General features: G+C 44.7%; 18 protein-coding genes. 6 read left to right on the top strand and 12 right to left on the bottom strand.

The window, feature by feature from the left end; all coding sequences use genetic code 11:
* Positions 1 to 213: 213 nt before the first annotated feature.
* Complete coding sequence (locus tag V6B33_RS14255; RefSeq protein ID WP_334218419.1) at positions 214 to 1,992, bottom strand: M3 family oligoendopeptidase; 1,779 nt, start codon at positions 1,990 to 1,992, stop codon at positions 214 to 216.
* A gap of 229 nt (positions 1,993 to 2,221) precedes the next feature.
* Here V6B33_RS14255 and V6B33_RS14250 point away from each other — a divergent pair, with 229 nt between their 5' ends.
* The gene (locus V6B33_RS14250; RefSeq protein ID WP_334218418.1) at positions 2,222 to 2,362 is read left to right on the top strand and encodes a hypothetical protein; all 141 of its coding nucleotides are present in this window, start codon (positions 2,222 to 2,224) and stop codon (positions 2,360 to 2,362) included.
* 64 nt (positions 2,363 to 2,426) lie between these two features.
* Here the strand turns inward: V6B33_RS14250 and V6B33_RS14245 are convergent, their stop codons facing one another.
* From V6B33_RS14245 to V6B33_RS14235, 3 genes are all read right to left on the bottom strand, one after another.
* Positions 2,427 to 4,289: a cation:proton antiporter gene (locus V6B33_RS14245; RefSeq protein WP_334218417.1), complete on the bottom strand. Its 1,863-nt coding sequence runs from the start codon at positions 4,287 to 4,289 to the stop codon at positions 2,427 to 2,429.
* A 122-nt stretch (positions 4,290 to 4,411) separates the two neighbouring features.
* Positions 4,412 to 5,740, bottom strand: coding sequence for an oligosaccharide flippase family protein (locus V6B33_RS14240; RefSeq protein ID WP_334218416.1), 1,329 nt, complete (start codon positions 5,738 to 5,740; stop codon positions 4,412 to 4,414).
* A 338-nt stretch (positions 5,741 to 6,078) separates the two neighbouring features.
* Positions 6,079 to 9,216 carry an efflux RND transporter permease subunit gene (locus tag V6B33_RS14235; RefSeq protein WP_334218415.1) on the bottom strand — a complete coding sequence of 1,046 codons (3,138 nt, stop codon included), beginning with the start codon at positions 9,214 to 9,216 and terminating at the stop codon, positions 6,079 to 6,081.
* A 158-nt stretch (positions 9,217 to 9,374) separates the two neighbouring features.
* Between V6B33_RS14235 and V6B33_RS14230 the strand changes: the two genes are divergently transcribed.
* The 4 genes from V6B33_RS14230 (at position 9,375) to V6B33_RS14215 (ending at position 11,976) form a co-directional block, all read left to right on the top strand.
* Positions 9,375 to 10,226 carry a TetR/AcrR family transcriptional regulator gene (locus tag V6B33_RS14230; protein WP_334218414.1) on the top strand — a complete coding sequence of 284 codons (852 nt, stop codon included), beginning with the start codon at positions 9,375 to 9,377 and terminating at the stop codon, positions 10,224 to 10,226.
* Between the two features lie 199 nt (positions 10,227 to 10,425).
* A complete protein-coding gene (locus V6B33_RS14225; protein ID WP_334218413.1) occupies positions 10,426 to 10,764 on the top strand; it encodes a hypothetical protein in 339 nt (112 codons plus the stop codon).
* Positions 10,765 to 10,846: 82 nt separating this feature from the next.
* Entirely contained in the window at positions 10,847 to 11,047 is a 201-nt protein-coding gene (locus V6B33_RS14220) for a hypothetical protein (RefSeq protein WP_334218412.1), read from the top strand.
* A gap of 92 nt (positions 11,048 to 11,139) precedes the next feature.
* Positions 11,140 to 11,976, top strand: coding sequence for an undecaprenyl-diphosphate phosphatase (locus tag V6B33_RS14215; protein WP_334218411.1), 837 nt, complete (start codon positions 11,140 to 11,142; stop codon positions 11,974 to 11,976).
* A gap of 58 nt (positions 11,977 to 12,034) precedes the next feature.
* Here the strand turns inward: V6B33_RS14215 and putP are convergent, their stop codons facing one another.
* From putP to V6B33_RS14175, 8 genes are all read right to left on the bottom strand, one after another.
* A complete protein-coding gene (putP, locus tag V6B33_RS14210; protein ID WP_334218410.1) occupies positions 12,035 to 13,504 on the bottom strand; it encodes a sodium/proline symporter PutP in 1,470 nt (489 codons plus the stop codon).
* 383 nt (positions 13,505 to 13,887) lie between these two features.
* Positions 13,888 to 14,451: an NAD(P)H oxidoreductase gene (locus V6B33_RS14205; protein WP_334218409.1), complete on the bottom strand. Its 564-nt coding sequence runs from the start codon at positions 14,449 to 14,451 to the stop codon at positions 13,888 to 13,890.
* Positions 14,452 to 14,585: 134 nt separating this feature from the next.
* The gene (locus tag V6B33_RS14200) at positions 14,586 to 14,786 is read right to left on the bottom strand and encodes a hypothetical protein (protein ID WP_334218408.1); all 201 of its coding nucleotides are present in this window, start codon (positions 14,784 to 14,786) and stop codon (positions 14,586 to 14,588) included.
* Positions 14,787 to 14,816: 30 nt separating this feature from the next.
* Positions 14,817 to 14,957 carry a hypothetical protein gene (locus V6B33_RS14195; protein ID WP_334218407.1) on the bottom strand — a complete coding sequence of 47 codons (141 nt, stop codon included), beginning with the start codon at positions 14,955 to 14,957 and terminating at the stop codon, positions 14,817 to 14,819.
* A 12-nt stretch (positions 14,958 to 14,969) separates the two neighbouring features.
* The gene (locus V6B33_RS14190; RefSeq protein WP_334218406.1) at positions 14,970 to 15,182 is read right to left on the bottom strand and encodes a hypothetical protein; all 213 of its coding nucleotides are present in this window, start codon (positions 15,180 to 15,182) and stop codon (positions 14,970 to 14,972) included.
* A 224-nt stretch (positions 15,183 to 15,406) separates the two neighbouring features.
* On the bottom strand, positions 15,407 to 16,126 hold the full coding sequence (locus V6B33_RS14185) for a YebC/PmpR family DNA-binding transcriptional regulator (RefSeq protein ID WP_334218405.1): 720 nt from the start codon (positions 16,124 to 16,126) through the stop codon (positions 15,407 to 15,409).
* Between the two features lie 198 nt (positions 16,127 to 16,324).
* Positions 16,325 to 17,845 carry a gluconokinase gene (gntK, locus tag V6B33_RS14180; protein WP_334218454.1) on the bottom strand — a complete coding sequence of 507 codons (1,521 nt, stop codon included), beginning with the start codon at positions 17,843 to 17,845 and terminating at the stop codon, positions 16,325 to 16,327.
* Between the two features lie 146 nt (positions 17,846 to 17,991).
* Positions 17,992 to 19,335, bottom strand: coding sequence for a GntP family permease (locus V6B33_RS14175; RefSeq protein WP_334218404.1), 1,344 nt, complete (start codon positions 19,333 to 19,335; stop codon positions 17,992 to 17,994).
* A 274-nt stretch (positions 19,336 to 19,609) separates the two neighbouring features.
* Between V6B33_RS14175 and V6B33_RS14170 the strand changes: the two genes are divergently transcribed.
* The gene (locus V6B33_RS14170) at positions 19,610 to 20,464 is read left to right on the top strand and encodes a MurR/RpiR family transcriptional regulator (protein ID WP_334218403.1); all 855 of its coding nucleotides are present in this window, start codon (positions 19,610 to 19,612) and stop codon (positions 20,462 to 20,464) included.
* Positions 20,465 to 20,741 lie beyond the last annotated feature (277 nt).

The raw sequence follows: 20,741 nt of genomic DNA, 5'->3' as shown, positions 1-20,741 counted from the left end.
TGTCTCGAGCCTCTAGCCGCCGGAGCTGGACAAATCGAAATGCGGAGGCGGCTCGCCCAGGCCCGACAAGCATAAGATGAATGGGCCGAGAAGGCGTTTTTTTGCCTTCTCGGACCATTTAGCATATGACCTCGAGGGCCTAGCCGTCGGAGCTGGACAATAAAAAAAAGCCAATCCCGCAATGCTTAAAGCACTGCGGAACGGGCCTTCGACTTAGTTTGTCAGTTCCAGGAATTCATCTGCGTCTGCTATGCAGAGCTTTATGCCTTTTTCCCAGAAGTCTTCTTTCGTAATGTCTTCACCGAGATGTTTCATGGCCAGGTCTTCGACGTTCATGATCGCTGTGTCGCGGAGAAGAGCCATGTATTTCTCTTCATAGTTCTCACCGGATTCAAGTGCCTTCGCATAAATACTTAAGGAGAACAGGTAGCCAAAGGTATACGGGAAGTTATAGAAAGGCACCCCTGTAATATAAAAGTGAAGCTTGGATGCCCAGAAACGCGGGTGGACTTCCCCGATCGAGTCAGCGAACGCTTCTTTCTGAGCTTCCACCATCAGTTCATTCAGCTTATCGGCGGATACGATTCCTTTGCTTCGCTCTTCATAGAAACGGGTTTCGAACAGGAAGCGAGCATGGATGTTCATGAAGAATGCCACGCTCCGCTGCAATTTATCTTCTACGAGGGCAATTTTTTCTTCTTTCGTTTCTGCTTCTTTCACCGCTGCATCTGCTACGATCATTTCCGCGAAGGTGGATGCCGTCTCCGCCACGTTCATGGCATAATTACGATTGAGCGTGTGCATCGGTCGAAGTGCATATGAGTGGAACGCATGCCCCAGTTCGTGAGCGAGAGTCGAGACATTGGACATGCTCCCTGAATACGTCATGAAGATTCGTGATTGATCACTCATCGGAAACGATGTACAGAATCCTCCGGGACGTTTGCCGGCGCGGTCTTCCGCTTCAATCCAACTGTCTTCGAAAGCAAGTCGTGCAAAACTTGCCATTTCATCCCCGAACCGGGAGAATTGTTTTAAAATGAAGCGGGCTCCCTCGTCATAAGACATAGTGCTTGTCGACTCGGCCACAGGTGCATCCTGGTCGAACCAGTCCAGTTTGTCTTTTCCTAATAATTTGGCTTTTCGTTTAAGATATTTCACAAATGGTTCTTTATTTTTCGAAATCGCTCCCCACATCGCATCCAGCGTTTTTTGCTTCATGCGGTTGTATTCCAGGGGTTCTTTCATGATGTCTTCCCAGCCACGCTTTTTATAGACTGCCAAACGGAAGCCGCCTAAATGATTGAGGGTTTTTGCAAATAACTCTTCATTCTGTTTCCAGGCGTTTTCTAATTGCCCGAAGACTTCTTTCCGTGTATTCTTATCGGGGCTCGATAGCAGATTGTTCGCCTGCCCGACGGACAGTTTCTTGCCGCCATGGGAGATTTCCATGGAGCCTACAATCGTGTCATACATCTGCCCCCAGCCATGATAGCCGTCCACCGCGAGCGCACCGATCATCGACTCTTCCGTGCTTGACAGTTTGTCTTTCGCCTTTTCTCTCCACTCATTCAGCACAAAGGTGATTTCATTCAACTGTTCGTGCTGAAGCAGGTCATTCCATACTTCTTCAGAGCTTTCGGAAAGCTGCTGCTGAAACTTTGTGAAAACCGAAGAGAAGTCTGCGCTTATGCTTGTGATTTCCCCTCTCAGTTCATCCGCTTTCCGGTCATTCATATCCTGCGCTTCCAGGCAGCTCACAAACGCCCCTGCCTGGCGGAGATACAGCATGACATCTTTGGCTTCTTCGATCAGATTCCACACCAGGTCCGCATCACTGCCCGACTGAGGGGGATGAAATGCCAATGCATTCTCCTCAAAATGTGTTTTCATTTTTTTCAATGTTTCAAGATGATTCCTGAATTCCTTTGATTCGGCTCCGCCTTCAAAAAATACATCCAGATTCCATACATCAGAATATGTAGTGTCCATAATTGCCCCCTATTGATTATCTATATGCCTTTCTTACTTAAATTCTCGATTCCTCCTCTGAATCCTTCAACAAATTACTAGATATTTCGACTCTCTAAGAAAAAAATGTCCCCCATTACCGAAATTGGCGCTCCGCACTGTGTTATAGAGGTATGTGGACGGACCATTCTCAAGGTATAGAACCGTCTCTTCTGACTTACATTATGTGTTAGGGGGGGGTGTTTTATAGATGAGAGAGTATTCAAGCGGAAAGAATCTGAACGCGTCAGGGACGGATATTGATGAGGTAAAACGTCTGAACAAAGAGTCAGGGTTGACCTACAATCAGGTCAAACAGCTTCTTGCACAACAGTACTCCAAAAAAAATTGAGGCTGACTGATTTAGCTGCCACTGAAAAAATGCGCCGGCTTTATTTAAAGCCGGCGCTTTCTTCTCATCCTTCTTTCCTGTCCCCGTTCTTCTCACGCTGGACTGCAAGTTTTTCTTTAATCTTATTATACTCCTTGCAGCGCTGTGTAAGACTGACGACAACATCTCCCTGTTCAACTTTGGGGGAAGCTCCTTCGGTAAAGAATTCGATTCGTCCGGAAGGCTTCAGGGCGAATATTAACAAAGTATTTTCACTGCGTTCTTCAAGATACGATTCAAATGTATACTTTTCGGTAATACTTGTTTTCCTGAAGACATCTCCTCTTTCAATCCTCTTATTCAATTCTTCCCAGGTCACGTTTTCCTGGAAGAGAATCCGCCCGCCGATGGTATGGACCATATCTTCCAGATCATCATCACGCTGACTGCGGAGGCTGAGTTGGAAGAGATTATTCCTTCCTATCTCCGGAACGAATGTCGTACACACAAGCGCATTATAAGAGTCTAATTCGGTTGCGGCAATCATGTATTCATAAGGCGTCAGATCCAGGTAGTACTCCGTCTGTTCTGAAAGGATCTCCCCTTTGTAAAAAGGGACCCCTGCTTTGCGGACAGAAATCAGACGCTGCCAGGACGAATCAGCAATTAATACCGAGACCTTCAGCTCCTGCAGGGTTTTGGCCAGTTCTGTACTGAAGCCGCTGCCCCCGACAATGACGACACCCGGCCGCTCATCGATGGCAAGATCAAGCTTCTTGGCAAGCCACTTGATCGAAAACCCGTGTGCCACCACAGTCGAGAATACAAGTGCAAACGTCAATGACGTCAGGATCGATGCATCTTCAAACCCTTTTTCCAGAAGCACTGAAGCAAAGTAGCTCGACACCGTCAGTGCAACAATGCCGCGGGGGGCGATCCAGCCGACGAGGAGCTTTTCCTTATTCGAAAGGTCCGTCCCTATAGTGGACAGCCAGATCGACAGCGGCCGGACCACAAACAGCATAAGGAGGACAAAAGCGATGATATTCCAATTAAAGATTCTCAATAATACATCAACAGATAATGCAGCTGTCAGCATCACAAAGATGGTGGAAATCAACAGAACCGAAATGTTCTCCTTAAAATGACGCATATCATCGATTGAGGATATGTGCATATTCGCAAGGGTCATCCCCATTACCGTTACAGCAAGCAAACCGGTTTCGTGCATGATTTGATCGGATATCGCAAAACTCGCGAGCACCAGTACAAACACGACCGGAGACTTTAAAAACTCAGGGACGTGTCCTCTTTCAAAAATGAATCCCGTAAGTCTCCCTAACAGCCATCCAAATACCCCTGCAAAAAGGGAGGCAGCAAAAAAGAGCAGGAGGGAAACGGCAGTGACATCATCACTCATGAAAAAGTTAATGATTTCAAACGCAAATACAGCCAGCAATGCTCCAAATGGATCGACAACGATTCCTTCCCACTTCAGAATGGCAGCAGGTCTAGGCTTCAACTTCGCCTGCCTCAGCAGCGGAAGGATGACCGTCGGCCCTGTCACGATAAAGAGACCACCGATGACGAAAGCAACCGGCCACGTTAATCCAGCCACAAAATGGGCACCAAGCGAACCAAGTATCCACGCCAGCAGCGCTCCAAATGTAACGATCCGAAATACAGGCTTCCCAAGCCCCTTTACTTCCCTGAAATCAAGATTCAGGCTTCCTTCAAATAAAATAATGGCAACAGCCAATGAAACGATCGGTTTAAACATTTCACCAAAATCGGCTTTCGGATCAATCAGACCGAGTATCGGACCTACCAGCAGCCCAGCTATGGACATAACGACGATCGCAGGAAGCCTGAACCTCCATGCCGCCCATTGTGAAGCAATGCCCAACACACCGATCAGCATTAAATTAAATAATATAGAATCAATCATGGCGTTCTCCTTTGATGTATAATTAGCAGCGTTTTTTACTATAAAGTGTAATTCCATATATGGAACATGATAATCGGTATAATCATTCGTTGCAAAAGATAAGGAGCCGCTATTATTTTAGTTTACATTTTTACCAATGATTTTAACCAAAGAGTCGTTTCCAATTCCCTGCAAATCGTAATATAGTGAAGCAGTGCACTTAACACCGCACCTGCATTCAACCCGATGATCACACCGCTCATCCCAAACTCCGGATTCGAACCAAGTATGTAAATCAGGCTGAACGAAAATATGCTTGCCCACACCGTATGAAGCAGTGCATCCTTGACGAGCCCAAGGCCAATCAGAAAAGCCTGCAGCGGCAGTACCAGAAAATGAAAGAAGAAATAAGGCCACAACAATTTCAGGTAATAAGCCGATGTGACAGAATGAAAAAATGTAGTCGTAATGTAGTCTCCCAGTAGATAATAGACCACGACTGCCGGAACACCATACCCGAATGTGATCCACATCACCTGCTTCAAATGCAGTAATATTCCCTCGACATCCTTTGCCGACACTTTCTCAGAAATCGTCGGAATCAGGACGATCAACAATGAAAAGGCGATAAAGGAAGGAAAAAATCCGATGGTAAGCGCTATTCCTGCCATCATCCCAAAGTGTTCATTCGCTTCTGCCGCCCCCATCCCCGCATGAACCAGAGCCAGCTTGATCAAAAATGGCTGTACGGCATGAGTGAATGCATGAAAAATTCTGAGGACGGTCGTCGGAACAGACACAGATAAGATCGACTTCCTCATTTCAACCTTCGATAAAGGGTCGTGAGCGAAGCCTTTCTTCCTTTTACCCTTTCGATTAAGAATATAAGCCTGTATCAAATAAATAAAAACGACCGCTTCACTGGCGACCAATGTACACAGGGCAATGAATATGGACGTGTCACTGCTGAAGGACAGAAATTGATAAATAGAAACGAGCAGGAGAAGCTGAATACCTTTGCGCAGAAAATTGGCTACGGCAATCTTCCGCATCTCCTGAACCCCCATAAAATATCCTCTTATGATCGAAGTAAACGCCACAATCGGAATGACAGCCAGAATCAGCCATCGGATGCCCGTATGGATCCCTTCGAACAGCGGAGTCCACATGTATACAAATATCATCGCAATCAAAAGAATGATCGTCGTCAGCACTGCAAACCTGAATACATACTGAAGCATCCCCCTGTGATGCTTTTCATCCTTTTCAGCAATGAACTTCGACAAACTGATCGGCAGCTCCATACTCGAAAGGATGACGACCAAAAAAACGGTCGGCAAAATCGACATATATGTACCAAGACCCGCTTCCCCCAGCTCACGGGCCAGGATCATATTAATCATAAACTCGACCATTTCACCAAAAAAAGCTGTTATCACAAGCACCAGCGTGCCCTTCAGAAACAAACTCATAGATCTTGGACCACCTTCAAATGAGATGATTTATTCTATGATGGTTGTCCGGGGATTATGTTTTTTGGGCTTTGGCAGATTGGAAACTCCAGGGATTCATAGCCGGTGCCTGGCTCGGATTCGTTGTTTTGAGCCTGGCTCAGAATGGTCACTTTGAGCCAGGTTCGAAACCGCGATATTGAGCCTGGCTCAATTTAATGTACCTGGTACATCTGAAATGAATTGTACCAGGTACAACAGACCGGATTTGTATGAGGTACAAATCCGTCAATCGGTGCCTGGCACGCTCCCAGTCGCAAACAAAAAACAGCCCCCAAAATCAAGGGCTGCCTCCGTTATTACATCTCTTCTTTTACTTTCCTGCGAGTCAATTTCGCTTTGATCTTCATCATGACTTCGTATACAATCGGCACGACTACAAGTGTTAATAGCGTTGAACTTGTCAATCCGCCGATAACCGTGACTCCCAATCCTTTCGAAATCAGGCCGCCGCCTTCTAAGCCCAGCGCCAATGGGAACAGCGCTCCGACAGTCGCAATCGCCGTCATGAGGATCGGACGCAGACGGGTAGCCCCTGCTTCGAGAAGTGCTTCACGTGTGGACAGTCCTTCATTCTCCTTATGAATGACACGGTCGATCAAGACGATTGCGTTTGTTACAACGATACCGATCAGCATCAGTGCCCCGATCATGGACGAGATACTGATTGTTTCACCTGAGATCAACAGCGCGACGAGCGCTCCTGAAATCGTGAACGGAAGTGAGAACAGAATCGCAAACGGAGCAAGGCCGCCGCCGAATGTAATCACAAGGATCAGGTAAACGATCGCAATCGCCGCGAGCATCGCAATACCAAGCTGCGTGAATGATTCCTGGATGTCCTCTGTTACTCCGCCCATATTCACTTCAATGCCAGTTGGCAGATCAAGTTCTTCGATATCCTTTTGGATGGCAGCGGATGCTTTTGATACATCACTTGAGCTCAATTCGCCGCTGACTTGGGCATACACCTTGCCGTCACGTCTTGAGACAGTATCCGATGTTTCGCCTTCTTCAACTTTCACAACATCTTCAATTGCCACTTCCATGCCGAGCGGTGATTGAATTGTTTTGCCTGTTAAGTCCTCGATACTTTCATATTCTTCTTTTTCTACATCAAGATAGACATTTACGTCTTCCCCGTCTTTTTCTATCGTTGTCAGGACTGGACGCTCACGTGTCTGGCCAAGCTCCATCGCAATTTGGCCGGCAGTCAATCCGTACTGACTTAATTTCTCCTGATCTGCAACAAGGGAATACTCATCGTACGATTCAGAGATACTTGAGTCCACTTTTTTCACATCTTTGATTTCTTTCATCTTATCTTGTACGTCATTTACGACAGGTTCGATTTCCTCGAGCGTTTCACCGTACACATACACAACGATTTCGTTGCTGCCTGCACTTGCAGAGAAATCTTGCTGTGCCCACTCGCCTATTTCTGTTTGTTCTTGCAGGTCTTTTATGACTTTCTCTTTTTCTTCAGCAAAGTTTTCTGTATCATCGCTGTATTCAATAAAGAAAATCGCATCACTGGTACTGCCAGGATTCATTGGATTTTCCCCGCCCACTGAATACTGGATGGTTTCCGTTCCTTTTCGTCCTTCTAAATATTCCTCTGCGTCACCAGCGATTTCGATGACTTCTTCCTTTGTTTGACCAGGCTCAGGTTTATACGTCGCCATCATCATTTTTTCTTCATCCGAAGGGATGAAACTCACACCGATAAGGGGAACAAGGAACAAGCTTCCCACCAGCATTGCAACCGCAAGGAGCGAGGTAATGATTTTATGATTGAGCGTCCAGTTCAGTACGCCTTTATACCAATTCGCCAGTCTGCTTGGCTTTTCCTCATGCTTCTTGCCGGCCCCTTTTTTAAACATTGAATGGGCGAGCATCGGCACGATCGTCACTGCTACAAGGAGTGACGCTAACAGGGCAAATACCATCGTTAAGGCAAAAGGAAGGAATAATTCGCCGACCATCCCTTGTACTAATCCTAACGGAAGGAACACAGCGATTGTGACGATCGTTGATGACATGATCGGGCGGAACATTTCCTTAGTCGCTTCGCGGATCAATTCTTTCCCTCTCAACATTTCACCTTTCAGTGACATTCTTCGATAAATGTTCTCCACTACGACGATGGAATCATCGATGACACGTCCGATGGCTACAGTCATGGCACCAAGCGTCATGATATTCAGCGTAATGTCCATTTGATTCAGCAACAAGATCGCGATTAAAAGCGATAATGGAATCGAAATGACCGAAATAATGGTCGATTTAATATCACGTAAGAACAGAAGGATGATGATAACCGCAAACACTGCCCCGAACAGTGCTTTATTAAGCATAGTGCTCACAGATTGTTCGATCGGTTCCCCTTGATCAAAGGTAGAAATGATTTCGATATTATCCAAATCATCTTCGAACGTTTTCACTTCATCTTTTACTGCGTTTACGACATCGACTGTATTGGCATCAGCCGCTTTCACGATTTGCAGTCCGATGGATTCTTTACCATTTGTTCTTGAAACCGATTCTGCTTTACCAGTCATCTCGATCTCAGCTATCTCACCTAACTCAACTGTCGGTATTTTCACATCAGCCGGCATATCCTGCTGAGGAGAAGTCTGTTGAGCCTCTCCGCCTTGAACGCCTTGGGCCGGATTCGCTGCTTCTCCGCCAGATGGAGTCACTGGGATCTTTATCCCTTTTAAATCTTCGATACTGGAAATATTCCCATCGATCAAGACTGATTTCTGACTGTCTTCAAATGTGTACAGACCCAGTGGAGCCGTCACGTCAGATCCTTTGATCATATTTTTGACGGTCTCTTCACTAAGACCATATTCAGCAAGCTTTTCCTGGTCGAATACAAGCTTCGCTTCCTGTATCTCCTGCCCGGAGACCTGAACGGATGCCACGCCGTCAAGCCCTTCTAGTCCAGGGATGATGGTCTCTTCCACTGTAGAAGTCAACTGAGCGAGCGACTGTTCATCATTCGCTACACTCAATGCAATGACAGGGAATGCGTTCATACTGATTCTCGTCACATCCGGCTCATTTACTCCCTCGGGAAATGAAACCTCGGATAAAGCCTCTTCGACTTCTGTTTTCGCTTCATCCATATCTTTTGAAAATTTATATTCGATTTGGACGGCAGAAGCATTCTGGTAAGATGTTGAACTCACTACATTCACACCATCTAAGTTCTGCAGACGTTTTTCAATCGGTTCTGATACCTTATCCGCCACGTCTTCGGGCGTTGCACCCGGATACACTGTCGTTACACTGACGACGGGTACATTGATGTTCGGAAGCGTTTCAAGCTTCATATTAAATCCTGAATATAAGCCTGCCACAATGACGATGAGTGTCATCAGCCAAACGGCAAACTTATTCTTGAGTACAAAGTTAATTATACGGTTCACTTTCAATTCATCCCTTCTATTTCTGACTGACTAGTCATAACATACACTAATATAACTGACCGTACAGTCAATAGTCAATACTTACTATAAAATAAAGGTTTATTTTTTGTGACCAATCGGTCATAATATAGATATGGAGTAATCGAGGAGCGAAAAAAATGAAGGAAAAAGAAAAGTTAATTATTGAAACATCCATAAAATTATTTGCAAGTAAAGGTTTCAATGCCACCTCAGTACAGGAAATTGTCAATGAATGCGATATTTCCAAGGGTGCTTTTTACTTATACTTCAAATCGAAAGAAGCTCTGCTGCTGGCGATCATGAAATACTATTTTGAGATCATCAGAGAAAAAGTGGATATCATCGAGGGTGAAGATTTACCGCCGTACGAAAAATTCCGCAAGCAGCTGGAATCTCAGCTCGTGGAAGTCTGGAAACACAAAGAATTCATCATCATGCAAATCCGGGAGAACGCGATGCCGTTCAATGAAGATATTCATGCCCTGATTCACGAAATGAAGGTCCATACATATGAATTCTACAAACGCAGGTTGACTGCAATCTACGGTGAAGAAATCGAACCTTACTTCTGGGATCTGTCATTGATCATCCAAGGAATACTAAAGTCTTACCTCGAAGTTGTCATGCTCGATAAAATCGAGATGGATTTTAAGTATCTTTCAGCGTTCATCCTTAAACGTCTTGATGATCTGGTTCATGGGCTCCTGAAAAGCGAGGATGAACCTGTCCTTTCTATAGAGAAAATGAAGCCTCTGCTGCAGTCGATGGAATCAGCATCCTTGAATGAAGAGGGGCTTCTGAAGTTGATCGAAGAACAGCTGGAGAACACAAGTGACGAGAACGGAAGAGTTTCCCTTGAAGTCATTAAAGAAGAAATAGTGAAAGAAGAAACCCGTCCGATCGTCATCAAAGGGATGCTCGTCAATATAGAAAATGAAGCCTCCCTTCGTGAATTGGTGGAGAAGATACGGGAGTTTTTTCAGATATGAAACCGGGCAGTGGCTGTCCGGTTATTTTTATGGACCGACATCGTCCGGTATGGGTGAACAAGGAGATTCGTTTCACATCCACCTGCATTTCATGCCACCATGTTTTACATTATTTCTATCTCCTTTCATGCACTGGACAGCTTGCTAAAAGAAGTTATAATAAAATCTAGTCCTATTTTTCAAAAAGGAGGTTGTGACGGTGAAGAAGTTCGTTTTGTTGGTTCTGTTAAGTACAATCATGTTTTTTAATCCGATCCAGCAAACGGAACACTCTGTGCTGTTTACGGATACTGAACAGAGTATAACAGATCATTCGTATGTTTCCTCTGTTGATGCGATTCTTTCATATGTATCTGTTCTTCCCCAGTTTACTGGCAGCCTGCCACCACAGAAACCAGCTGTACCTTATAATCCGGCACATGTCACGTTACCTTCATTAAATATGGACTTCTTTACCTTGGACATCGCTTCTGACTCCGGGGGATTCATCCAGATGGTCAAACATTGCTCTAACTATCTCTCCATATCATTCTCATGATTCATTTTCAACTTCAGTGAACCTGAAGTTTATTTGGATTGCCGTACACTAACTGAATAAGAGAGAATGGGAGAGAAATACATTGAGAGAACAAGAATACAGGAAAGAATCAATTATTTGTTTTGTAACATGTTTGAGCGGGTTAGGTGCCTTTATAGGAATGATTTATGTCACCTCCGTCATTACCGGACAAAACCTGGCGTCCACTTTTCCCGACATCCCCTGGTCTGACTTGATGAACTGGGAGAAAATCGCTGAAAATCTGAACATCAAATCACCTTAACCGACTTAAAGCAATGAGGGATGGGCCTTTAGTCAAATGGATCCCCTCCCTCCTATCGATAGATCAATTATTATTTTTCAAGGGAGACAACAATGGATATCTTTACTTTATTAAAAGCAGTCATCTTAGGACTTGTAGAAGGTCTGACGGAATTTGCGCCGATTTCATCAACTGGTCATATGATCATAGTAGATGATTTGTGGCTGCAGTCGCAGGAGTTTTTAGGAAAATATGCAGCAAATACATTTAAGGTCGTCATCCAGCTTGGTTCCATTTTGGCAGTGGTCGTGATCTTCAAGGACCGTTTCATCGACATGCTTGACTTCAAATCCCGGGGGGCCTCTGGGAAATCTTCCGAGCATAAATTGAAGCTTTCTCACGTGATTGTCGGACTGCTTCCGGCAGGAATTCTTGGTGTCTTATTCGAAGATACGATCGATGAGCACTTATTTTCAATCGAAACGGTCCTGATCGGTTTATTCGTGGGAGCGATCTTTATGATCATTGCAGATGTCATCAGCACGAAATACAAGGGATCAAAGGTCGAAACAGTCGATGGAATCACGCATAAACAAGCGCTGATCGTCGGGCTCATTCAATGTCTGGCTCTTTGGCCAGGGTTTTCCCGTTCAGGCTCCACCATCTCAGGTGGTGTATTGCTCGGAATGAATCACAGAACGGCAGCCGATTTTACATTCATCATGGCCGTTCCGATCATGCTCGGTGCAAGCGTACTGTCACTGGCGAAAAACTGGCAGTACTTCACGATGGAGGCTCTTCCATTCATGATTGTAGGATTCATCTCCGCATTCATTTTCGCGCTTGTTTCGATTAAATTCTTCTTGAAACTGATCAACAAAGTGAAATTGATTCCGTTCGCCATTTACCGCATTGTGCTGGTATTGGTGATTTATGTACTTTATTTTTAAAAATTATCGAACAAAAAAGGACCCGATACCGCAGTATCGGGTCCTTTTCACATATAAATTAATCTCTTAAGCGTGCTTGAACTGTATCGAATTCTTCCTGGATTTCTTTTGTTGGCCCATTGCCGACAAAACTGAAAATCACGATTGCAAGGGTTGCAAAGATGAATCCTGGAAGTATTTCATAGATGTCAAATAGTCCTCCAGATAACTGCTTCCAGATAATAACCGTCGCAGCACCTGTGATCATTCCTGCAAGTGCACCATTTCTGGTCATGCGCTTCCAGAACAAGCTTAGGATGACAACCGGTCCGAATGCAGCACCGAATCCTGCCCAAGCATAACTTACAAGCTCCAATACTTTACTGTCACGATCGTATCCAAGGAAAATGGCAAGGATCGCGATGACCACAACTGAAATACGTCCAACAAGAACTTCTTCTTTCTGACTTGCTTCTTTTCTGAAGATGGCTTTATAGAAGTCCTGTGCCAATGCACTTGAAGAAACAAGAAGCTGTGAATCCACTGTGCTCATGATTGCTGAAAGAATTGCAGCCAGTAAGAAACCTGCTACCCAAGGGTTGAATAACACTTGAGAGAACATGATGAATACTGTCTCTGAATTCTCTAAAGGTGAATCAGCAAAGTAGGCGATTCCTGAGAAACCGATAAAGATCGCACCAAACAAGGATACAATCATCCATATCATACCAATCATGCGTGCTTTTGGTATTTCTTTAGTCGACTTGATACCCATAAATCGAACAATGATATGAGGCTGTCCAAAATAACCTAATCCCCACGCCAACAGTGATACAACCCCAACAAATGTTGCGCCTGTATAGATGTTCAGGTAAGAGGCATCGATTGCCCCGACAGCACTTACCGTTTCATTCCAACCGCCCAGCTCATTGATGGCAACGACTGGAATGATGATCAATGCAAGGAACATCAGAATCCCCTGAATAAAGTCTGTCCAGCTTGCTGCAAGGAAGCCTCCAAAGAATGTGTAAGAAAGAATAACTGCAGCACCAACCCATAAAGCTAAACGGTAATCCATATTAAAGGATTCTTCCAGTAAGATAGCTCCACCGACTAAACTTGATGATGTGTAGAAGGTAAAGAATATGAGAATGATTATTGCAGAAAATACTCGAAGAATTTTGCTTTTATCGTGGAAACGATTTTCAAAGAAATCAGGTACTGTGATCGAGTCGTTCGCAACTTCCGTGTATACCCTGAACGGTTTTGCAACGAACTGCCAGTTCAAGTATGCCCCTACAGCCAGTCCGATTGCCAGCCAGATGGAACCCATGCCGCTTGCGTATACCGCACCCGGCAGACCAAGCATCAACCAACCACTCATATCAGAAGATCCGGCACTAAGCGCGGCAACTCCGGCACCTAATCGTCTTCCTCCCAATACATAGTCGGATAAGTTGCTTGTCAATTTGGCTGCCATGTAGCCAATGATTAACATTCCTACTAAATAAATAATAATCGACGTTAACGTTTCTATATTAATATCCATAGTCTGTTATCTACTCCTTCGTTTTTTCTGTGAAAAATGTGATGATTGATAATAGAATCAAGAGCGGCATCGGTATGGTTAACCATAACCAGGTTGCCATAGTCAATTGTTCTCCCACGCAGCAACAACCTCCTTATACAAGTTTTTGTATTTTTTATACACATTAAATCTCTTCTGCAATAACTTTCTCTGATGTAGACCCAAGAATTATCATAACATAACACAGAAAAAATAAAAGCATGAGGCTTAAGAAATAGATTTGTTTATGAATATATATACAATAAATATCCATTTTAAACACTTATATTAAACATTACTCAATATTTATTCATCTAAAATTATTTAAATTTATTTTAAACAGACCATGACCTTTTTCCTGTTTTTCAAAAAGAAAGACCGAATTGATAGGCTTTATCCATAGTTTTTTCATAGTCGAATTTATTATCCTCATTCTTCGTGTCAAAAATGAATCTTACTTCTGTATTCATTGTGCCCATTTTTTTGGAAATGCCATGAATTAATTGGTGTTTAAGCGCGTTATCATGTCCGCCTGAAGTAAATTCCTCCTCAGTATCGCCTGCTAAACCCAGCCAGAGTACTTTATCAGCACGAAATTTAGTGGGAGACGGGTAGAAGAAGACTCTGTCTATGTACCCTTTCAAAATAGCTGGTAGACCATACCACCATATGGGAAAGATAAAGACACAGGCGTCATAACGCTTCAACCTTTTCCGTTCATTTTCAACTACATGTGTCGCCCTGGTCTTTATGCGATTTCCCCACCCCGGCTCATCTTTTTCCTTTAGAACCGGGTCGAATTCTTCCCGGTAGAGATCAAGAACCGTCGCTTTATGCCCCTTTTCCTGCAAACCTTCCTGAAAATGCCTGGCAATTGAGAACGTCAGTGAATTTGTTCTGGGATGTGAAAGAATGATTAATACTTTCAAAATATCACCTCTTACCTATCAATTGTACACAATAAGGCGGCCAATGAAAAAGAAATGCCCACTTGGCGGGGTGAGGGACATGATGAAGAATCATTCATAGAAAAGGACCTGATCCCAAAAGACCAGGCCCGCAATCAGAGCAAGTCATCATCAAAGAACCGTTTGATTTTTTCAACTTCCTCATTACTCGTTTCTGATGAAATGTATGGATTATCATCCGTTGCAGGCGTATCAAGGTTGGTTTTTATCTCAAAAACAGGACCTTGGGAAGGCTCCGCGATGATCCGGTCATGGAGCTGTTTAAAGTCAGGCAATTCTTCTTTTCCTTTTTCCATTGTAAATGCCTCCTTCCTGCTTCTATTCCATTAATGTGCCTCTTGTTCTTTCTTATAGGCGATTAATACGATATCTTCGTCGGTTTGCTTACGAAGCTCGCCTTCGATGTGCTGTAATTTGTTCAACACTTCATCTGAAAGCTGCGCTACCGGGTATTCTCCTGTATTCATCACATTCCCTCCTTATCCGTTTTCGTTTTGCTGACCGATTTCTTTTCCTGCAAAATAAACATTTCCTTCTTCGATCGCTCTCAGTTCATCGACGGATTCACCATGAAAGGCTTCCTTGATTTCCACCGACGTATAGCGTTCATCCTCTTGACCTTTAAAGCTTTGGTACTCCGGGTTGATCGGTGTATTGAAATTCAATTCGCTTTTTCTTTTTTCTTTATCCACCTGTACCACCTCCATTATTTAGTATGACAAGTACGGCTTTAAATCATGCAGGGGTGTTTTTTGGCAGGTTTGGCTGCAGATGAAAATGTGATTTCCGGGCATTCGGGACCGTTATTTTCCACTTAAAGTAAGTATTTAAGATAAAGTGCCGTATAGTCATCCAATAACACAGTTATAAAGAAAAAGCGTATCCGGTATGAATACGCTTTTTCCTTCTGTCAGTATTATTCGCCTAAGTCGACGTTATGGTACACCTGCTGGACATCTTCCAGGTCTTCGATGGCATCGATCATTTTTTCGAATTGGGTTTGGGCATCTTCTGGCAGTTCCACGTCGTTTTGTGCCAGCATGGTTAATTCTGCTACCGTGAATTCTTCTATACCGGCACGTTTGAACGCTTCCTGCACGGCATGGAATTGATCCGGCTCAGCATAGACAATGACTGCTTCATCTTCTTCAAGGATGTCGCGTGCATCCACATCTGCTTCCATCAGGATCTCAAGTACTTCTTCTTCAGATTTCCCTTCAATACCGATGACTGCTGTCGCATCAAACATGTAAGCGACCGATCCGCTCACACCCATGTTTCCGCCATTTTTACCGAAAGCGGCACGTACTTCCGATGCTGTACGGTTTACGTTGTTTGTCAGAGCGTCGACGATGACCATCGATCCATTCGGGCCGAAGCCCTCGTATCGCAGCTCATCATAATTTTCTTCAGAACCGCCTTTCGCTTTTTCGATCGCGCGGTCGATGATGTGCTTCGGCACGTTATATGTTTTCGCACGTTCCAATACAAACTTAAGGGTTTGATTCAATTCTGGATCCGGTTCGCCCGATTTTGCCGCCACATAGATTTCTCGTCCGAATTTTGCATAAATCCGGCTCGTATTAGCGTCCTTAGACGCTTTCTTTTCTTTAATGTTGTTCCACTTACGTCCCATTTCATTTCACTCTCTTTCAGTCTATAAAATTAATCACTTGTTTCGTGTCGATTGTCCATTTCATTATACATGAAACAGGCGAAAGTTGGCTATGTGCCGGAATGACTTCCCCTTATTCGGAATTCCATTCATTCAGGGAGTGGACCTCAGCCTGATCCATCTCTCCGCCATCAACCAACTCACAAAGAAAAGCCGGCTCTACAGCCGGCTTCTCTCTTCCTGGTACGCACTGATGACGTCATATTCACTTTCAAGAAGTCTTGGCAGACGGATGAATATCGGCATCAATCTTCGGTATGCTTCAGTCGCTTTCTCGTCAGGCTGATGGGAGTGAACGGAGCCGACCATCGTCTTCACTTCTTCAAGCGAGTCCAACGTTCCCTGTCCGTACATTCCGAGTACAATCGCTCCGAGACATGAGCTTTCGAAGCTTTCAGGCACCTCGACCTCCTGGTCGAAGATATCCGCGAGCATCTGGCGCCACAGTTCAGATCGTGCAAATCCTCCTGTCGCCTGAACGCGGGTCGGTGATCCAATCATCTCTTCCAAAGCGAGCAGGACGCTGTATAAGTTCATTACGATTCCTTCCAGGACGGCCCGGATCATATGCTCTTTTTTGTGGTGCATGCCGAGTCCGAAGAACGATCCGCGGGCTTTGGCATTCCAAAGAGGGGCTCTCTCCCCTGCCATGTACGGATGGAAAATCAAGCCTTCCGATCCCGGTTCGACTTTATCGGCAATGTCTGTCAGTACTTCATACGGGTCTTTCCCTAATCGTTTCGCCACTTCCACTTCAGCAGAAGCCAATTCGTCGCGTACCCATCTGAAGATCATTCCTCCGTTATTCACCGGACCACCGATGACCCAATGCTTATCCGTCAGTGCATAGCAGAATATCCGCCCTTTCGGATCGGTTACGGGCCGGTCGGTCACGGCGCGGATTGCTCCGCTTGTTCCGATTGTGACAGCCACCACCCCTGGTTCGATTGCATTCACACCAAGATTGGAAAGGACTCCATCACTAGCACCAATGATAAAAGGAGTTTCCGCAGGCAGGCCAAGCATTTCTGTATATTCTGTTTTTAATTCGGTTAAGCTTTCGGTCGTTGAAACCGGCTTGGATAATTGATTGCCTGTTACACCTGCTACTTTTAGCGCTTCTTCATCCCAATCCAGATTTTCCAAATTAAACATACCGGTTGCAGAGGCAATTGAATAATCAACTACGTATTCGCCGAACAAACGATGAAAAATGAATTCTTTAATCGAGATGAATTTCTTTGCTTTTCTGAATAATTCATTGTGTTCAGCATTGAGCCATGCCAATTTCACCAGCGGGGACATTGGATGAATCGGTGTTCCCGTTCTGCGATAGATCTCCATCCCATTGTGCTCCTTCTTGATCTTGACCGCCCAGTCAGCACTTCGGTTATCAGCCCACGTAATCGATTGAGTGAGAGGCTGATCGTTTTCATCGACCAGAATCAAACTGTGCATCGCTGAACTGAAAGAGACAAACGAAATCTTTTCTTTCGTTTGCAGCGTCACTTCCTTTATCGCTTTTATGACCGCACGGAAAATTTCTTCAGGATCTTGCTCCGCTGTTCCCGGTGCAGGTGTATGTAAGGGATATTCCACTCCATGACGGCAGACGGCTTCCCCCTTTTCGTTAAAAAGGACTGCTTTCGTACTGGTTGTTCCGATATCTACGCCAATCATCTGTGACATGTTTTCATTCCTCCTAGTAGAGACAAGCATTGCTGTGACAAGTATAAAACGGGAAAGACCAAAAGTCATCCGTTACGAAATAAAATAGAGAAAAGGAAGAAGCATCACTGCCCTTCCCTTCCACTAGTATGAAACCTTTAGGTGATAAAAATACCCAGGATAAATGCGACCGCGAATCCGACAAAGCCAATCAGTGTTTCCATTACGGTCCACGACTTCAATGTATCTTTTACATCCAGACCGAAGTAGCGGTTAACCAGCCAGAAACCACTGTCATTAACGTGTGAGAACACCGTTGCACCGGACGCGATGGCGATGACCATCAATCCGAGTACAGGTCCTTCCATCCCCAAAGTTGAAATCAACGGACTCATCAGACCTGCTGCCGTGACCATTGAAACGGTCGCAGACCCTTGTGCCACACGTACGACCATTGCAATCAGGAAGGCAAGTGCGATTGGAGGAAGGCTTGATCCTGCCATCATTTCACCAAGGACCTCCCCGACACCGGAGTCAATCAATACTTGCTTGAAGACTCCCCCGGCGCCGGTTACAAGGATGATGATCCCTGCTGGCTCAAGGGCTTTTGTCGCGATTTCCTGTACTTCATCCCTCGTGTATCCCCGCTTCGTCCCAAGAAGAATGAATGTAAGAATCGTTGCAATTGTCAAGGCAACAAACGGATGACCAAGGAACGTCAACACTGAACGAAGTGTATTTCCTTCATCTAAAAGAACACCTGACAATGTATTAAGCAAAATCAACACTAATGGGATAGAAATCAATGATGCAATAAGACCGAAGCCTGGAAGTTCCTTATCATATTCAATTTCTTCGACTTGCATATAGTCAGGCACAACGGCATGAATTTTTTTCGAAATATATTTTGCGAATAATGGTCCTGCGATGATCATGGACGGAATACCGGCAATCACACCGAACAAGATAACCCAGCCAAGATCTGCCCCGATCAGATCAGCTACCGCGATTGGTCCAGGTGTCGGCGGGATGAAGCTGTGTGTGACGGCAAGTCCTGCCAGTAATGGGATACCATAATAAAGCAATGACTTTCCTGTTTTCTTAGCCAGCCCGTAAACGATCGGCACAAGAATGATGAAACCGACATCGAAGAACACGGGAATCGCAACCAGGAACCCTGTAATACCAAGAGACCACTGTGCTTTGTCTTCTCCAAATTTGTTAATCAGTGTCTGAGCAAGGCGCTCTGCGCCTCCGGAAACTTCAAGCATACGCCCGAACATCGCACCTAAACCAACGACAACTGCGACGAATCCGAGCGTGCCCCCCATCCCGTCTTGTATCGAGGTGACAACCTCGCCAAGCGGCATTCCGGCTGCAATCCCCACGATTAAACTTACAAGGAGCAGCGCAACAAAGGCATGAAGCTTTGTTTTAATGACTAAAAATAATAGTAGAAAAATTCCTGCTAACGCAACCAATATCAGCATTTGATCTGACATAATGACCCCTACCTTCTTTATTGAATGATTTTTTTCCTGCTTCCAACCGGCATCATTTAAGCGGTTACATAAATCGTTATGTATTCGGACACTCCGACTCTATTAAAATAAGAAAATATTTTCGGAATAATGATCTGTTGGGGAAAATTATTTTTTCTTGATATCTCTATTATAAAAAATATTTTTTTATTTGCAACCGTTTACAAAAAATATTTTTCTTTTTCTTTACTTTTAGTATAATAAAAGTATGAAAACCCTTACAGGAGTGTTGTCCATGATGAAAGAGCATCAGCATTGTCTGGCAAGCATCCGCTCTCATTATCCACAGTTTAGTGAGACGGAACGGAAAATTGCCGATTATATACTGGAAAACCCCACCCACATCATCCATTCCACCATCAATGGTCTGGCTGAAGATTTAGGTGTAGCCGATTCAACAGTCTTCCGCTTCTGCAAGAGAATCGGCTTTAAAGGCTACCAAGCTATGAAAATAGCATTGGCGTCTGAAATCGTCACCGGACTCAAAGATATTCATGAACGCGTAGATGAAGGCGACACACCACAGACGATTGCCTCCAAGGTATTCCGGTCCAACATCAAAACGATCGAAGACACATTGATGGTCGTTGACGAAAATAAACTTCAGGAAGCCGTGGATGCGCTAACCGGATCCGAATCGATCGAATTCTTTGGGAGCGGCGGGTCAGGCGTCATTGCTCTTGATGCCTATCACAAATTGATCCGTACCGGACTACGCGTCCGCGCCACTTCAGACAGTCATATCCAATTGATGACCGCTTCCCAAATGACCGAAAAAGATTGCGCAGTCTTCATTTCCCACAGCGGGTCCACCAAGGATATCCTCCAAGTATTGGAGGTCGTGAAAGAGAACGGCGCAAAGACAATCTGCATCTCGAATTTCGCGAAATCCCCACTGAGCCAAGGGGTCGATATCCCGCTCTACACCGTATCCGAGGAAACAGACTACCGCTCAGAAGCCCTGTCTTCACGAATCGCCCAGCTCACCCTGATCGATACCCTTTACGTCAACATCATGATGAGACGTGAAGCGACCGGACAGGAAGCATTGAAGAAGATGCGGAGCGCGATTTCGGTGAAAAGGATATAGAAACGAAAAAGAGGCTGTGACAAAACTAAAATACGATACTCTAAAGACGAAAAATCTCAGGTAAAATCTTTTTTTGTCGCTGTTAAATACCGCTAATGATTTCTGTGCAAGACTCCGCTTTCCGCGGGCGGGCGGTGAGCCTCCTGATATGAACGAAACTGTCAAGATACTCACCCCACAATGATTTGGTTTGTTTTTTAGGCAACCCTAAATAGAGAAGCTGATTTTGACTTCTCAATTAATTTGATTCCTTACATCACCGCTATTGATTTCCGTG

It is taken from the genome of Mangrovibacillus sp. Mu-81 (assembly GCF_036867415.1).
In the GTDB taxonomy this organism is placed as follows: Bacteria; Bacillota; Bacilli; order Bacillales; family Bacillaceae_B; genus Rossellomorea.
The sequence above is the reverse complement of the archived record's forward strand: the minus strand, read 5'-3'. Positions and strand labels throughout refer to the sequence as shown.

Bases quoted from the DNA above. Each gene is read 5' to 3' on its own strand.
- V6B33_RS14195 (WP_334218407.1), bottom strand. From the start codon at position 14,957: ATGAATACAGGAGAATACCCGGTAGCGCAGCTTTCAGATGAAGTGTTG.
- V6B33_RS14170 (WP_334218403.1), top strand. From the start codon at position 19,610: ATGATGAAAGAGCATCAGCATTGTCTGGCAAGCATCCGCTCTCATTAT.
- V6B33_RS14175 (WP_334218404.1), bottom strand. From the start codon at position 19,335: ATGTCAGATCAAATGCTGATATTGGTTGCGTTAGCAGGAATTTTTCTA.
- V6B33_RS14230 (WP_334218414.1), top strand. From the start codon at position 9,375: ATGAAGGAAAAAGAAAAGTTAATTATTGAAACATCCATAAAATTATTT.
- V6B33_RS14250 (WP_334218418.1), top strand. From the start codon at position 2,222: ATGAGAGAGTATTCAAGCGGAAAGAATCTGAACGCGTCAGGGACGGAT.
- putP (WP_334218410.1), bottom strand. From the start codon at position 13,504: ATGGATATTAATATAGAAACGTTAACGTCGATTATTATTTATTTAGTA.
- V6B33_RS14255 (WP_334218419.1), bottom strand. From the start codon at position 1,992: ATGGACACTACATATTCTGATGTATGGAATCTGGATGTATTTTTTGAA.
- V6B33_RS14245 (WP_334218417.1), bottom strand. From the start codon at position 4,289: ATGATTGATTCTATATTATTTAATTTAATGCTGATCGGTGTGTTGGGC.
- V6B33_RS14240 (WP_334218416.1), bottom strand. From the start codon at position 5,740: ATGAGTTTGTTTCTGAAGGGCACGCTGGTGCTTGTGATAACAGCTTTT.
- gntK (WP_334218454.1), bottom strand. From the start codon at position 17,845: ATGATTGGCGTAGATATCGGAACAACCAGTACGAAAGCAGTCCTTTTT.
- V6B33_RS14185 (WP_334218405.1), bottom strand. From the start codon at position 16,126: ATGGGACGTAAGTGGAACAACATTAAAGAAAAGAAAGCGTCTAAGGAC.
- V6B33_RS14200 (WP_334218408.1), bottom strand. From the start codon at position 14,786: ATGGAAAAAGGAAAAGAAGAATTGCCTGACTTTAAACAGCTCCATGAC.
- V6B33_RS14215 (WP_334218411.1), top strand. From the start codon at position 11,140: ATGGATATCTTTACTTTATTAAAAGCAGTCATCTTAGGACTTGTAGAA.